This window comes from Roseateles sp. (assembly GCF_036404855.1).
Classification (GTDB): domain Bacteria; phylum Pseudomonadota; class Gammaproteobacteria; order Burkholderiales; family Burkholderiaceae_C; genus Pelomonas.
Map to the genome: position 1 here is coordinate 1 of NZ_DASWYS010000152.1, position 12297 is coordinate 12297.

The 12297-nt window shown below is 69.2% G+C and carries 13 protein-coding genes and 1 pseudogene; 5 read left to right on the top strand and 9 right to left on the bottom strand.

What is annotated here, in order from left to right; translation table 11 throughout:
- The 4 genes and pseudogenes from VGF12_RS09955 to VGF12_RS09970 all read left to right on the top strand — a co-directional run.
- Nucleotides 1-396: pseudogene (locus tag VGF12_RS09955) on the top strand (hypothetical protein); the annotation flags it as partial.
- A 71-nt stretch (nucleotides 397-467) separates the two neighbouring features.
- Nucleotides 468-1790, top strand: coding sequence for a hypothetical protein (locus tag VGF12_RS09960; RefSeq protein WP_331175877.1), 1323 nt, complete (start codon nucleotides 468-470; stop codon nucleotides 1788-1790).
- Between the two features lie 7 nt (nucleotides 1791-1797).
- A complete protein-coding gene (locus VGF12_RS09965; protein ID WP_331175878.1) occupies nucleotides 1798-2568 on the top strand; it encodes a rhamnogalacturonan acetylesterase in 771 nt (256 codons plus the stop codon).
- 331 nt (nucleotides 2569-2899) lie between these two features.
- On the top strand, nucleotides 2900-3493 hold the full coding sequence (locus VGF12_RS09970; RefSeq protein WP_331175879.1) for a hypothetical protein: 594 nt from the start codon (nucleotides 2900-2902) through the stop codon (nucleotides 3491-3493).
- A 64-nt stretch (nucleotides 3494-3557) separates the two neighbouring features.
- Here the strand turns inward: VGF12_RS09970 and cutA are convergent, their stop codons facing one another.
- From cutA to VGF12_RS09985, 3 genes are all read right to left on the bottom strand, one after another.
- Nucleotides 3558-3875, bottom strand: coding sequence for a divalent-cation tolerance protein CutA (gene cutA, locus VGF12_RS09975; protein ID WP_331175880.1), 318 nt, complete (start codon nucleotides 3873-3875; stop codon nucleotides 3558-3560).
- A gap of 83 nt (nucleotides 3876-3958) precedes the next feature.
- A complete protein-coding gene (locus VGF12_RS09980) occupies nucleotides 3959-4423 on the bottom strand; it encodes a hypothetical protein (protein WP_331175881.1) in 465 nt (154 codons plus the stop codon).
- Nucleotides 4424-4458: 35 nt separating this feature from the next.
- A complete protein-coding gene (locus VGF12_RS09985) occupies nucleotides 4459-5553 on the bottom strand; it encodes a dienelactone hydrolase family protein (protein WP_331175882.1) in 1095 nt (364 codons plus the stop codon).
- A gap of 47 nt (nucleotides 5554-5600) precedes the next feature.
- On the opposite strand from VGF12_RS09985, the gene VGF12_RS09990 reads away from it, so the two are divergent.
- On the top strand, nucleotides 5601-6368 hold the full coding sequence (locus VGF12_RS09990) for a transporter substrate-binding domain-containing protein (RefSeq protein ID WP_331175883.1): 768 nt from the start codon (nucleotides 5601-5603) through the stop codon (nucleotides 6366-6368).
- Here the strand turns inward: VGF12_RS09990 and VGF12_RS09995 are convergent.
- The 6 genes from VGF12_RS09995 to VGF12_RS10020 form a co-directional block, all read right to left on the bottom strand.
- Complete coding sequence (locus VGF12_RS09995; RefSeq protein ID WP_331175884.1) at nucleotides 6365-7660, bottom strand: TRAP transporter large permease; 1296 nt, start codon at nucleotides 7658-7660, stop codon at nucleotides 6365-6367. The genes VGF12_RS09990 and VGF12_RS09995 overlap by 4 nt on opposite strands.
- Before the next feature lie 10 nt (nucleotides 7661-7670).
- Complete coding sequence (locus tag VGF12_RS10000; protein WP_331175885.1) at nucleotides 7671-8165, bottom strand: TRAP transporter small permease; 495 nt, start codon at nucleotides 8163-8165, stop codon at nucleotides 7671-7673.
- Entirely contained in the window at nucleotides 8162-9121 is a 960-nt protein-coding gene (locus tag VGF12_RS10005) for a TRAP transporter substrate-binding protein (protein WP_331175886.1), read from the bottom strand. Before VGF12_RS10005 ends, VGF12_RS10000 begins: the two co-directional genes overlap by 4 nt.
- Nucleotides 9122-9211: 90 nt before the next feature.
- On the bottom strand, nucleotides 9212-10525 hold the full coding sequence (locus VGF12_RS10010; protein WP_331175887.1) for a hypothetical protein: 1314 nt from the start codon (nucleotides 10523-10525) through the stop codon (nucleotides 9212-9214).
- The gene (locus VGF12_RS10015; protein WP_331175888.1) at nucleotides 10522-11448 is read right to left on the bottom strand and encodes a sugar kinase; all 927 of its coding nucleotides are present in this window, start codon (nucleotides 11446-11448) and stop codon (nucleotides 10522-10524) included. The genes VGF12_RS10010 and VGF12_RS10015 overlap by 4 nt, the downstream gene beginning before the upstream one ends.
- 189 nt (nucleotides 11449-11637) lie before the next feature.
- Complete coding sequence (locus VGF12_RS10020) at nucleotides 11638-12279, bottom strand: TetR/AcrR family transcriptional regulator (RefSeq protein ID WP_331175889.1); 642 nt, start codon at nucleotides 12277-12279, stop codon at nucleotides 11638-11640.
- Nucleotides 12280-12297: the final 18 nt, after the last annotated feature.

Consider the following 12297-nt stretch of genomic DNA (forward strand, 5'->3'; position numbering starts at 1 on the left):
GACATCGGCATCCTGACGGCTGACGCCCGCTACACCGGCCCCAACATCGGGCTGGCCACCACGCAGCAGATCATCTACCGCTGGAAGCACACCGCGTCGGTGAACTGGCGCCTGGGCGGCTGGTCCACGCAGATCTCGCAGCGCTACAGCAGCGGCCTGACCGACCTGACGCCGCGTGCCGGTTCCACCTATACCGACGTCAAGGCCTACAAGCAGTACAACCTGAGCGTGGCCTACAACGGCTTCAAGTCGCTGAAGGTCAGCGTGGGCATCAACAACGTCACCAACGTCAACCCGGCACTGACAGCCAACACCAACTACAACGGCTACCTCACCAGCGGTGCCGACGTGCTGGGCCGCACCTTCCGCTTCGGGGCCGAGTACAGCTTCTTCTGAACCTACGACCGCCCATCGCGAGCAAGGGCCGGCCGGCCCTTGCTCGCCTTTCCTCCTGACGCTCACGGCACATGATCCTTAAGACGCTCGCCTTCTCCATGCTGGCCCTGGTCGGCACGTTGCTGGCCGCCGCCACGCCCGACCCCGCGCCGCCGGACTCGGGCGGCATCGTCACCCGCGGCTGGACTGGGACCCAGGGTGGCCGGGGCGGCCGCATCATCAAGGTCACGACGCTGGCGGCCTCGGGTCCGGGCAGCCTGGCCGAGGCGGTCGCCGCGGCCGGCCCGCGCATCGTCGTCTTCGAGGTCGGCGGCGTCATCGACATGGGCGGCCAGCCGCTGAAGATTGCGCAGCCCTTCCTGACCTTGGCCGGGCAGACGGCGCCCGACCCCGGAATCAGCATCATCAAGGCGGAGACGACGATCTCGACGCATGACGTCGTCATCCAGCACCTGAGCTTCAGGCCGGGCGAGTTTGGCCGCCCCAAGAAGGGCGGCGGCGACCAGGACGGCATCTCCACGGTCGGCGGCGCGCACGACGTCATCGTCGACCATTGCAGCTTCTCCTGGGCTACCGACGAGAACCTGTCCGCCAGCGGCCCCCGTTTCAACGGCAAGACGCCGCAGGACTGGCGCAAGGCGACGTCGCACCGCATCACCTACACCCACAACCTCATCTACGAGGGCCTGGGCAACTCCGTGCACGAGAAGGGCGAGCACAGCAAGGGCTCGCTGATCCACGACAACACCAGCGGCGTGCTGCTGTACGGCAACGTCTACGCCTCCAACCGCCAGCGCAACGCGCTCTTCAAGGGCGGCGCGCAGGGGGCGATGGTCAACAACTACATCTTCAACCCCGGCGATCGCGCGGTGCACTACAACCTGCTGGCCAACGAATGGGTGGGACAGCCGTACCAGAACGGCCGCCTGACGCTGGTGGGTAATGCGATGCGACATGGCCCCAGCACCGTGGCCGGCACGGCCTTCTTCACGATGCTGGGCCAGGGCGACCTGGAGCTGCACATGACCGACAACCTCGCGCACGATGCGCAGGGTCGCCCCGTGCCGCTGCTGGGCAACAACGCGCAGACCACCGGCAAGCTCATCGTCATGGCCCGGCCCGAGCTGCCCGCGGGACTGGCCATTCGTTCTGCGGCCGACCTGGCGCGTGAGCTGCCGCCGCGGGTCGGCGCGCGGCCCTGGGCACGCGACCCGCTGGATGCCAGGGTGCTGGCCGACATGGCCCAGGGCCGCGGCAGGCTGATCGATGCCGAGGGGGAGAACGCCCTTGGCTACCCGCACCACGCGCCCACCCGCCGGCCTTTCAAGACCGACGACTGGAACCTCGACGACATGAGCCCCAGGGCCGGCTGGCCCGCGTTGCCTCAACCCTGATCTTGCGATGAAGACACTTCTGCCTTTCCTGATGGGCGTGCTGCTGCAGGCCGGCGCCGCGTCGGCCCAGACACTGCCCATGACCGCCGCCTCTGCGCCCAAGGGCGAGACCATCGCCAACGTTGCCACCGGCCCGCGCCTCATCCTCGTCGGCGACTCGACGATGGCGCCGCGCAGCGGCTACGGCAACGCGTTGTGCGCCCGCTTCCAGCAAGTGGCTTGCCTCAATCTCGCGCGCGGCGGTCGCTCAAGCAAGAGCTTCCGCGCCGAAGGTCTCTGGGACACGGTGCTGGCGCTGCTCAACGAGCGCGGCGAGAACGGCCAGAAGCAGAAGACGCTGGTCCTGATCCAGTTCGGTCACAACGACCAGCCCGGCAAGCCCAACCGCTCAACCGACCTCGCCACGGAGTTCGGTCCCAACATGGCCGGCTATGTGAAGGACGTGAAGGCCGCCGGCGGCGACGTGTTGCTGATCACGCCGCTCACGCGGCGCACCTTCAAGCAGGGTGAGTTGCCCAACGACCTGCGACCCTGGGCCGACGTCATCCTCGGCGTGGGTGCGGAGCAGGGAGTGCCGGTGCTGGACCTGAATGCCGTCAGTCACGCCGCCGTCGCCGCCATGGGCCAGGCCGACGCCGACACGCTGGCCGAGGCACCCCCGCGCTTCGATCGCACCCATCTCGGGCCGCGGGGCGCGGCGCTGTTCTCGGAGCAGGTGATGGAAGGCCTGCTGAAGCTCAGGCCTGAGCTGGCGGGTGCGAGAACGCTCGGGCCTTGAGGACCCTCGGAGGAACAGGTGTCTGGCGCGAAGTGAGGCGCACTCCGGGGCAGATCCTTCTTGGCGAGGCCCGCGCGCGCCCAGAATTCCTGCTGCGCCCCTTCCGGACGAACTGATGATGGTCCGCCCTCACCGACATGTCGGGCGCCCACGGCCCGGCGGGGATGGGGGCGCGAGTACCTTCACCCATTGGTCGCACGACACTTGCAAGATGACAAGATCCCCTCAAGCCGCGCAGCGCGACACCGGCAGTGAATCCGCAGGCCCTTGCGACCCTGCCGTCAGACAAGCGCATGCCCGCTCACCGCTGCTGACCTACAAGGACCACCTCTTGCTCGTCGTGAGCATTCTCCTGGGCGTCGCTTCTGCCCTGGCGACGACCGCCCTGCAAGCGCGCTATGCCGCGAAGCAGGCACTCTTTGATCGGCAGATGAGCGCCCTGACAGCGGCGGCCACCGAATACAACCGCTACTTCGACGAGTACGACCAGCAACTTAGGGCGCTGGACGTCATGCTCAGGCAGTTTCGCGAGGACAACCGTCTGGGAAGTGCTGACCCGGTGAGGTTTGCCAGCGACTGGAACGCCCAGATTTCGTCGATGAAGGAGCAGGTGCGCAAGCAGACCCCTGTCATAGACATGCACGCCTTCCTGCTTCACGTGTTGTTCACGCCGGACGATGCCCTTCCGGACGCATCCTCCAGCGGGGGTGATGCGACGGATCCCGTGACCACCGCGATGAACACGCTGAGGCGCACCCTGCAGGATCCGGCATTGAGCAGTGCTGACCGAATGAAGCTCGCCGTCTCCCTTGCCGATGTGGCCGAGCCGTGGGTGAAGGACATGAGGCGCGGCATCCAGGCGGACCGAAAGGCGATGAATGTGCACTTCCTGGACTACAGCAAGTCCCTGTCCCTGGTGCGTTGACGATGGGATGTCATGGTCGCTTGCGACCGGACTGGGTCGCCGTCGCCGGGCAGGGACGGCGGCATCACGGAGCCTGGGTCTCGGCATCAACCCACGACTCATACGCCGCTGATGCGTTGACGACCGGCAAGGCGTAGATCGCTGGCAAATCGTAGGGATGCCCCGCGCGCAGCAGTGCTTCCAGGGCCGGATAGCAGGCGCGGGTTGTCTTGAACATCAACCGGATCTCGCTCTCGCGGACTACCTCATCCTGCCAGCGATAGGTGCTGCCGATGGACTCGGTCTGTACGCAAGCGGCCAGGCGCTGCTCGACGGCCGCAAGAGCGAGGGCGTCGGCCTGTACCTGGTCGGCGACGGTGGTGAAGACGGCCAGCATGTCCATGTCTGATTGTCGCTGGCGGCCTGGCGTGGCGGCCCAGGCTCACGCAGCGCCGCGTCCCTGGCGTGGCCCATGCGGGCGACGAATCACCCCAGGCGGACTGGGCTGGTTTTGCAGGGGGGCTCCGCCTGCAGCGGCAGCTGGCGTGGGGGCTGGAGTTCCTTCAACGTGCAGGCGAGCTTCAGTGGCTGTGCGTTGTAGAGCGGCACGAGGCCGCGGTACAGCAGCAGGGGCTTGTCAGGAGTGGTCGAGCAGATGTTGAACGGACTGACCGAGAGCGGGGCTACCAGCGGCGCGTAGAGGAGCTGGAACTGGGTCTTGCGCTCCAGCTTGAAGCCGCCGTCGGGGCCGGTGCGCACCGAGTCGAGCGTGATGCTGCACGGGCTGTCGTCCGGCCCCCGAGCCAGCCTGATCTCCTGCCCGGCCACGGGCTGCCCGTCGCTGGTCAGCGTGCCGTTGATGTCAGGCGTCACGGTGACGAAGTGCGGAAATGGCGCGCACGCGGCACAGGCGAGCGGCACCAGCATCAGGAGGTAGCGGGAGAAGGCCATGGCGCATGATGCCACAGGACTATGCGAACTCGGTGTTAGGTATGGCGCGTCAGCCAGTTGCAGGCGTGTCGCTGCTGTGTCTGGTCGAAGCGGTGGCCGCCGGCTGTGACCTGGGTGCTGAAGCTGCTGCCGTCGGGCCAAGCCCGCGCGAGCAGGTGCCAGGCCGCTTGCGTGGCGTCCCAGGGAAACAGCCGGTCCTCCTGTGAGCCGAACAGCAGCAGGGGCCGCGGCGCGATCAGCGCGGCGACGTCGGGGTGGTCCAGGTCCGCCGCCAACCCGGGGTGGGACATGCTGAATGCCGACTGCCCCACCAGCGTGTGCTCGCCGGGCCGCAGCAACCCGTCGCGCGTGCACATCCAGTGCGCGGCGACGCAGGCGGACACCGCGTCGCTGACAGCTGCGAGCTGCCAGGCGCGAAAGGCGCCCATCGAGAAGCCCAGCACCGCGACGCGATCCGCGTCCACCTCGGGCCGTTCGCGCAGCCATCGGTGCGAGCGCAGATCGTCGCTGGCGATGATGCCCGCCCAGCTGTGGCCCAGCTGCATCAGGTGGCTGGCCAGCGCCTGCTGGTCGTCGCGGGAGAATCCGGGGCGGCTGCGTTCGCCCCATCCGAGGGCGTCGATGGCGAGAACGGCGAAGCCGGCGTCCGCCAGCGTGTCGCCGGCGAACCGGCCGCCGTAGTAGCGCTGCACCCAGGTCTCGGCCGACGGATGGGCCGCCAGCGGGCGCACGAGCTTTTCCTTGCCGATGTCGAAGCGCGCGCCGTGGTCGTGCATCACGAGCACCGCGGGATGAGGTCCCGGGCCCCTGGGGCGCAGGTAGAGGGCCGGCACGCGGTCGCCCAGCGCGCCACGCAGCGTCAACGCCTGCGCGACATGGCTGCCCCGGTCCTGCTCGGCGGCCACGACGGTGGCGAAGGTGCTGCCGTCGTCGCCGGGCAGCAGCATCAGGCGACGCGCGGCAGCCAGGGCCTGGGGACGCCAGGCCGGATCGGGCCGCCACGCCAGACGGGGGCGCCAGCGGCGCTGCAGGCCGACCAGCGTGTCGTCCAGCGCCTCGGCGCGGCCGACCAGGGGCCAGGCGGGCAGTGCGGCCAGCGTGGCGAGAAGATGACGGCGCGACGGGCTCATGGTCCGCACGGGCTGTCGGGCAGGTGCCGCTGTGCGAGAGTCGGGCGATGCGCCTGCGCCGCCGCGATGCCTGCCTGTTGCCCCTGGCCCTGCCCGGCATGGGGGCCGTGGCCGAGGACAGGGCGCCGCTGAGCATTGGCTGGAGCGACTACCCGCCTTTCCAGAGCAGGAGCCCCGCGGGCACGCCGCAGGGACTGGACGTGGAGCTGCTGGAACTGGTGGCCCATGCCGCCGGCGAGCGCCTGCAGTGGTCGCGCCGACCCTGGGCACGCCAGGTGCCGGACATCGCGCAGGGAGAGCTGGACCTGATGTCCTCGGCCACGCACACGCCGGAGCGCCTGGCTTTCGGCGAATTCACGCAGCCCTACCGCAACGAGCGCATTGCGCTGCTGAGCCTGGCCGGCGCCAGCAACCTGCCGCGCCGGCTGTCCGACCTGAAGGGCCGCGCGGTCAAGGTGGGAGTGATCCGTGGCGTGGTTTTCCCGCTGGCCGTGCGCCGTGAGCTGGAGGACCCCGAGCTGGCGGGCCTGCTGGTGCCGCTGTATGCCAACGACCTGACGCTGTCGGCCCTGCGCGGGCGGCGGGTGGATTTCGTCATCGACGACCCCGCGACGCTGCTCTACCGCGCTGCGCGCCAGGCCGGCGAGGCCGTGGAGGTGGTGCTGGAACTGGCGGTGAGTCCCGTGCACGTCTACGTCAGCCGGCGCACGCTGGAGCGTCGGCCGGACCTGTTGCAGCGTCTCAACCTGGGCCTGCAGCGTGCGCGCCACCAGCCCGAATGGAACCGGGTGCTGTCGCGGTATCCGGGTTTCTAGCTGCCGAGCCATCTCGGCAGGGCCAGTGACAGCGCGGGGACGTAAGTCACCGCCAGCAGCGTGACCAGCAAGGCCCCGTAGAAGGGCGCGATGGAGCGCATGACCTGGCCCACGCTGACACCACCGATCGCGCAGCCGACGAACTGCGTACTGCCCACCGGCGGCGTGTTCAGGCCCAGCGCGCAGTTCAGCAGCATGACCACGCCGAACTGCGTCGGGTCCATGCCGGCCTTCATGCACAGCGGCAGGAATATGGGGGTGCAGATCAGGATGGTGGCCGCCATGTCGAGGAAGGTGCCGAGCAGGAACAGCAGCACGTTCACCCACAGGAAGATGGCCCAGGGACGGTTGCCGCTGAGCTGTTCCAGCCATTCGCCGGTCTTCTGCGGGACCTCGTACAAGGCCATGAAGTAGCCGAAGGCGGCCGAGATGCCGATCAGCAGCAGCACGACGCCGGTCGTCTTGCAGGCCTTGGCGCACGCCGCGAGGAAGCCATGCCAGGACAGTGAGCGGTAGACCAGGCCCGTCACGAGCAGCGCCCAGCACACCGCCGTGGCGGCCGATTCGGTGGCCGTGAAAACGCCGCTGAGGATGCCGCCCAGGATGATGACGATGACGAGCAGCCCTGGCAGCGCCGCGACGAAGGCGGAGAACACCGCGGCCCAGCCGGGGAAGGCGCCGTGCGTCGGGTAGCCACGCCTGACGGCCACCGAGTAGGCCGCGACGAGGTTGGCCAGCGTCAGCAGCAGTGCCGGGATCAGCGCCGCGAGGATGAGGTTGAAGACACTCACCGCGGCGATGCCGGCCGTGGCCAGCACGTAGATGATCAGGTTGTGCGAGGTCGGCATCAGCGCCCCCACCAGCGCCGCGTGCGTCGTCACGTTGACGGCGTAGTCGGCGTCGTAGCCTTCACGCTTCATCAGCGGGATCATCACCGAGCCCATGGCCGACACGTCGGCCAGCGGCGAGCCGGCCACGCCGCCGAACAGCGTGCAGCCCAGCACGTTGCTCATCCCGAGGCCGCCGCGCACATGGCCCACCAGGCGGTTGGCGAAGTTGACGATGCGTTCGGCGATGCCGCCATGCAGCATGAGCTCCCCGGCGAAGATGAAGAACGGGATGGCGAGGAAGGAGAACACCTCCATGCCGCCCACCATCTTCTGGAAGACGATGGCCATCGGCAGGTCGGCCGCCAGCGCGGTGGCAATGGACGACAGCCCGATGGCGAAGGCCACCGGCACGCCCAGCAGCAGCAGCAGCACGAAGCTGCCGCACATGACCCAGAGCTCCATGCCTTCCACGTCAGACCCCCGCCTCTTCAATCGACGTGCCGCGCCACAGCGCGATCAGGTGCTCCACGCAGAACAGGACGATCAGGGCGCCGGAGACCACCAGCGGCAGGTAATCCAGCCCCTCGGGCACGCCCAGCATGGGTTTGGGCTCGTCCCACTTCAGCGTCAGCCATTCCCAGCCCGCGTGGGCCATCAGCAATGCGAAGGCCAGCACGCAGAGGTGGATGGCCGCCTCGGCCACGCGCTGCGCCGCGCGCGGCAGCAGCGCCACGACGGACTCCAGACCCAGGTGGCCCGCGTCGCGCACGCCCACGGCCACGGCCAGCGCGGTGATGTAGAGCACCAGCAGCAGCGCGACGGGCTCCGTCCAGGTGGGGGAGTCGTTGAGCAGGTAGCGACCCAGCACCTGCCACTGGACGCAGACGACCAGCAGGACCAGTCCGAGCACGGCCGCCCGCAGCGACCAGCGAGACAGCGCTGCGCAGAACCGGGTGAAGCCGCTCATTTGACGTCCTGGATGGACTTCACCAGCGCCTGCAACTCGGGCGTGTTGACGAACTTCGCGATCACGGGCTGCACGGCCTTGCGGAAGGCCTCGCGGTCGGCCTCGACGATCTGGGCGCCGGCGGCCTTGACCGTAGCCAGGGCATTGGCCTCCTGGGCGTCCCAGCGCTCGCGCTGCACGGCGACGGAGGCCTTGGCGGCCTCGCGCAACTGGCCTTGCTGCTCCGGCTTGAGCCTGTCCCAGACCCGCTTGCTGATGAACAGCGCGTCAGGCGTCATCGCATGCTCGGTGCGGCTGTAGAACTTGGCCGCCTCGAAATGGCGGAAGCCTTCGTAGCTGGGGATGTTGTTCTCGGCCGCGTCGATGAGGCTGGTCTTGAGGCCGGTGTAGACCTCGCCGATGGGCATGGGCGACGGGTTGGCGCCCAGGGCCGTCATCGCGGCCACCCAGAGCTCGGTCTGCTGTACGCGGATCTTCAGGCCCTTGGCGTCGGCCGGCGTCCTGATGGGCTTGCGGGCGTAGATGGATCGGGCGCCGGAGTCGTACAGCGCCAGGCCCACCATGCCCTGGTGTTCGCAGGCCTTGAGGATCTCCGCGCCGGGCGCACCGTCGTAGGCGCGGCGCATGTGGGCGGTGTCGCGGAACAGGAAGGGCAGGGCGGGCACCAATGTCTTGGGGCACATGGCCGTCAACTGGCCGAGGTTGACACGTGCCATCGCCAGCGCGCCGAGCTTGACCTGGTCGACGGTCTCCTTCTCGCTGCCCAGTGCCCCCTTGTTGAAGACCTTCACCGTCAACGCGCCGCCGCTGCTCTTGGCCAGCAGCTGGCCGAGGTGCCGGACGGCGGCCACGGTGGGGTAGTCGTCGCTGTTGTGCACGTCGGCGGACTTCAGCTCCAGCGCCCAGGCGCAGGGGCTGAGCAGCACAGCCGCCAGCAGGGTGAGGGGCTTGTTCATGACGGGTTCTCCTGGATCCGGTACGCGTGGACGTGGGTTCGAGGGGGGGCCTTGCCGCAGGCGGGGGCGGCAAGGCGCCGTGCGGCAGGGTCACCTCGAGACCTGGGTGAACAGCGACTGCCAGCCCGCCTTGGGGCTCATGTCGGCGAGGTTCCAGTCGGCCTCGACGAACGCGCGCTGCGTCGGCTTGCGCCGCGGCAGGCCCTCGGGGTTGTTCTGGGTTTCGTCATCGATGTGCAGGCCGCGGTCCTCGGCGATGTCGGACAGCTGCTTGAAGTCCAGCGGGTCGCGGGCCCAGGGGCGCGAGCCGACGTACAGCGGCAGCAGCTTCTCCAGCTCGCGGGGCGCCAGCCAGCTCAGGCCCGGCGGCAGATAGGGCACGCGCACCGGCACGATGTCGGCGCTGGTCGTGTAGCGGCCCGTCATCGGCAGGGGCAGGCCCTGGCGGTCGACGGCGATGTTGTCCTGCTCGTAGAGCTGCACGTCGCCCACGCCGCCCAGCGTGAAAAAAGGCAGGTTGCGCTCGGTGCCGGGCCCGGCGCGGTAGACGTTGCCGGCCAGCGTGATCTTGCCGACCTGGTGGGGCCGTCCCAGCCATTCGTGGGCGACCAGGTTGTAGTGGACGGCGCGCCAGCCCGGGTTGTAGATCAGGTTGTTGACCATGGCGCCCCAGGCGCCGCCCTTGAACAGCGCATTGCGTTCGCGGTTCGAGGCGTAGACGTTGCCCAGCAGCAGGATCTGGGTGACGTTGTCGTGGATGAGGCTGCCCTTGCTGTGCTCGCCCTTGACGTGCACGGCCTCGCCCAGACCCTCGTAGATCAGGTTGTGGCTGTAGGTGATGGCGTGCGAGGTGTTGGCGCGCCAGTCGTCGGGCGTGGTGCCTTCGAAGCGTCGGCCGCTGGCCGACAGGTTCTCGTCCGTCGCCCAGGAGAAGCTGCAGTGGTCGACGATGACGCGTGCCGCACCATCGCCCGTGGACAGGCCGTCGTGGTCGTTGCCGCTGCGCTTGCCGCGGCCGTAGGCCCCGGGTCGCAGGCTGATGTGCTGCAGGATCACGTCCTTGGCAAAGACTTCCAGCTCGCCCTTGACGAGGGTGATGCCAGGATCCGGCGCCGTCTGGCCAGCGATGGTGACGCGGCCTTCGCGCAGCTTCCAGCTCTTGCCACCCATGTCGATGACGCCGCCCACCTCGAAGACGACGATGCGCGGCCCTGGCGTGTCCAGCGCTGCCTTGAGGCTGCCGGGGCCGTCGCCTGACAGCGTCGTCACGCGCAGGATCTTGCCGCCCTGGCCCCCGGGGGTCTGGGCCCAGCCGGCATGGACATAGGTGGCCGGGTGCAACGGCGCCGTGCTCTGCGCATGGCACAGGCCGGCCGTCAGCGCGAGCGCCCAGGCGAGCTTCATCCGCGGCCCACGAGGTCTTCCATCGCCTCGCGCGGGATCAGCGCGCCGGGATGCTGGATGACGCGGGCTGCCAGCCGGTTGCCGAAGGCGGCGGCCTCGACCGGCGCGACGCCGCTCAGGCGCTGGCTCAGGTAGCCTGCTGCGAAGGAGTCGCCGGCCGCCGTCGTGTCGACGACGCGGGACACGGTTTCGGTGGCCACCTCCTGCCAGGCGCCGTGCGCGCCGACGATGGCCGGCAACGCGCCGCGCTTGATGGCGACCTCATCCACCGGCAGGCCCTGGGCCGCAGCGACGCCGCTGGCGAGGTCGGGCAGGCCGTGCAGGGCCTGGTGGTCGTCGGCCGTGATCAGCGCGATGGAGGCGGCCGCGAAGGCGCGCTCATACCAATAGCGTGCATCTGCCAGCGAGTCCCACAGTCGCGGGCGGAAGTTGTTGTCGAAGGCGACGACAGCGCCGCGGGCGCGCATGCGCGCCATGAGGGCCAGCACGCGTTCGCGGCCGGCCGGCGGCAGGATGGCCAGGCTGATGCCGGACAGGTAGAGGGCGTCGAGCGCATCGGCCTGATCTTCGAGCGATGTCGCCGCGCTGTCGAAGTAGGAGCGCGCCGCCGCCTGGCCGCGCCAGTAGTGGAAGCGCCGCTCGCCGCCCTCGTCCAGCTCGATCAGGTAGAGGCCCGGCAGCCGCCCAGGCAGTCGCTGCACCAGGCCGGTCTGCACGCCTTCGGCAGCCCACCGCTCCAGCAAGCCGGCGCTCAGCGAGTCGTCGCCCAGGGCCGTCGCGTAGTGCACCCGTAGGTGCGCGCCGCCGCAGCGGGCCAGATACACGGCGGTGTTCAGCGTGTCGCCGCCGAAGGTCTGGCGCAACTGGCCAAAGGCCGGGCCTTGCAGCTCCAGCATGCATTCGCCCAGGGCGGCAATGGACACGGGCCGATGGGCGGCCCCGGGAGAGAGGTTCACGATCCAAAAAATGAAACAGCGGTTCAATAAAGATATCTCACCCGGTCCGTTCAGATTACATGGTTTACCCAGGAGTCGGGTCGCGCCGAGAAAATCCTCAAGCGGCTGCGCGCTTGGGGGGCGGCCTCAATGGGCCTCAATGGGCCTCAATGGGCCTCAAGGGGCCGCAATGCTCCGCCACGCTGCCTCGGCCAGCAGGCCGGCGTACGCCGTGGGCCGGGTCTGGCGCCTGCCGGCCAGCCAGGCGCGGCAGTAGGACTCCGCGCCCCCCAGGACCAGGGCCGGGATCAGGGCGGCGGGCAGCGCCGCGATGAGGCCGGCGCGCACGCCCTCGACCAGACGGGCGTCGATGGGGGCGTAACGCGCCTCCAGCCGCTCGCGCAGCGCATCGCCATGCGGCCCCTGCGCGACGGTCTCGCGCGCCATGAAGAGGAACGCCGCCAGCTCGGGCAGGGCCGTGACCCAGCCGACATAGGCCCCGACCAGCTCGATCACGGTGGCATGGGCGTCGGATGTGGCTTCGGTGCGTTCGGCAATGACGCGGCTCTGGTCGTCGAAACCGGCGAAGAACAGGGCCGCCGCCACGCCCTCCTTGTTGCGGAAGTGGTGATAGATGGTGCCCACGCTCTGGCCGCTGCGCTGGCGCAGCTCCTCGATGGTGGCGGCCTCGATGCCGCGCGCATTGAAGCAGGGCAGGGCGTGTTCGAGTACAGCGCGCCGGCTGGCGCCGCGCTCGCCCGGCGACGCGCGTTCGAGCACGGCGGCGAGACGGCTGGTGGAACCACGGGGGCGCTTCATTAGAACGAAATTCTAGAA

Excerpts from the sequence above, each read along its gene's own strand:
- VGF12_RS09960 (WP_331175877.1), top strand. The coding sequence starts at position 468 with ATGATCCTTAAGACGCTCGCCTTCTCCATGCTGGCCCTGGTCGGCACG.
- VGF12_RS09965 (WP_331175878.1), top strand. The coding sequence starts at position 1,798 with ATGAAGACACTTCTGCCTTTCCTGATGGGCGTGCTGCTGCAGGCCGGC.
- cutA (WP_331175880.1), bottom strand. The coding sequence starts at position 3,875 with ATGGACATGCTGGCCGTCTTCACCACCGTCGCCGACCAGGTACAGGCC.
- VGF12_RS09980 (WP_331175881.1), bottom strand. The coding sequence starts at position 4,423 with ATGGCCTTCTCCCGCTACCTCCTGATGCTGGTGCCGCTCGCCTGTGCC.
- VGF12_RS09985 (WP_331175882.1), bottom strand. The coding sequence starts at position 5,553 with ATGAGCCCGTCGCGCCGTCATCTTCTCGCCACGCTGGCCGCACTGCCC.
- VGF12_RS09990 (WP_331175883.1), top strand. The coding sequence starts at position 5,601 with ATGCGCCTGCGCCGCCGCGATGCCTGCCTGTTGCCCCTGGCCCTGCCC.
- VGF12_RS09995 (WP_331175884.1), bottom strand. The coding sequence starts at position 7,660 with ATGGAGCTCTGGGTCATGTGCGGCAGCTTCGTGCTGCTGCTGCTGCTG.
- VGF12_RS10000 (WP_331175885.1), bottom strand. The coding sequence starts at position 8,165 with ATGAGCGGCTTCACCCGGTTCTGCGCAGCGCTGTCTCGCTGGTCGCTG.
- VGF12_RS10005 (WP_331175886.1), bottom strand. The coding sequence starts at position 9,121 with ATGAACAAGCCCCTCACCCTGCTGGCGGCTGTGCTGCTCAGCCCCTGC.
- VGF12_RS10010 (WP_331175887.1), bottom strand. The coding sequence starts at position 10,525 with ATGAAGCTCGCCTGGGCGCTCGCGCTGACGGCCGGCCTGTGCCATGCG.
- VGF12_RS10020 (WP_331175889.1), bottom strand. The coding sequence starts at position 12,279 with ATGAAGCGCCCCCGTGGTTCCACCAGCCGTCTCGCCGCCGTGCTCGAA.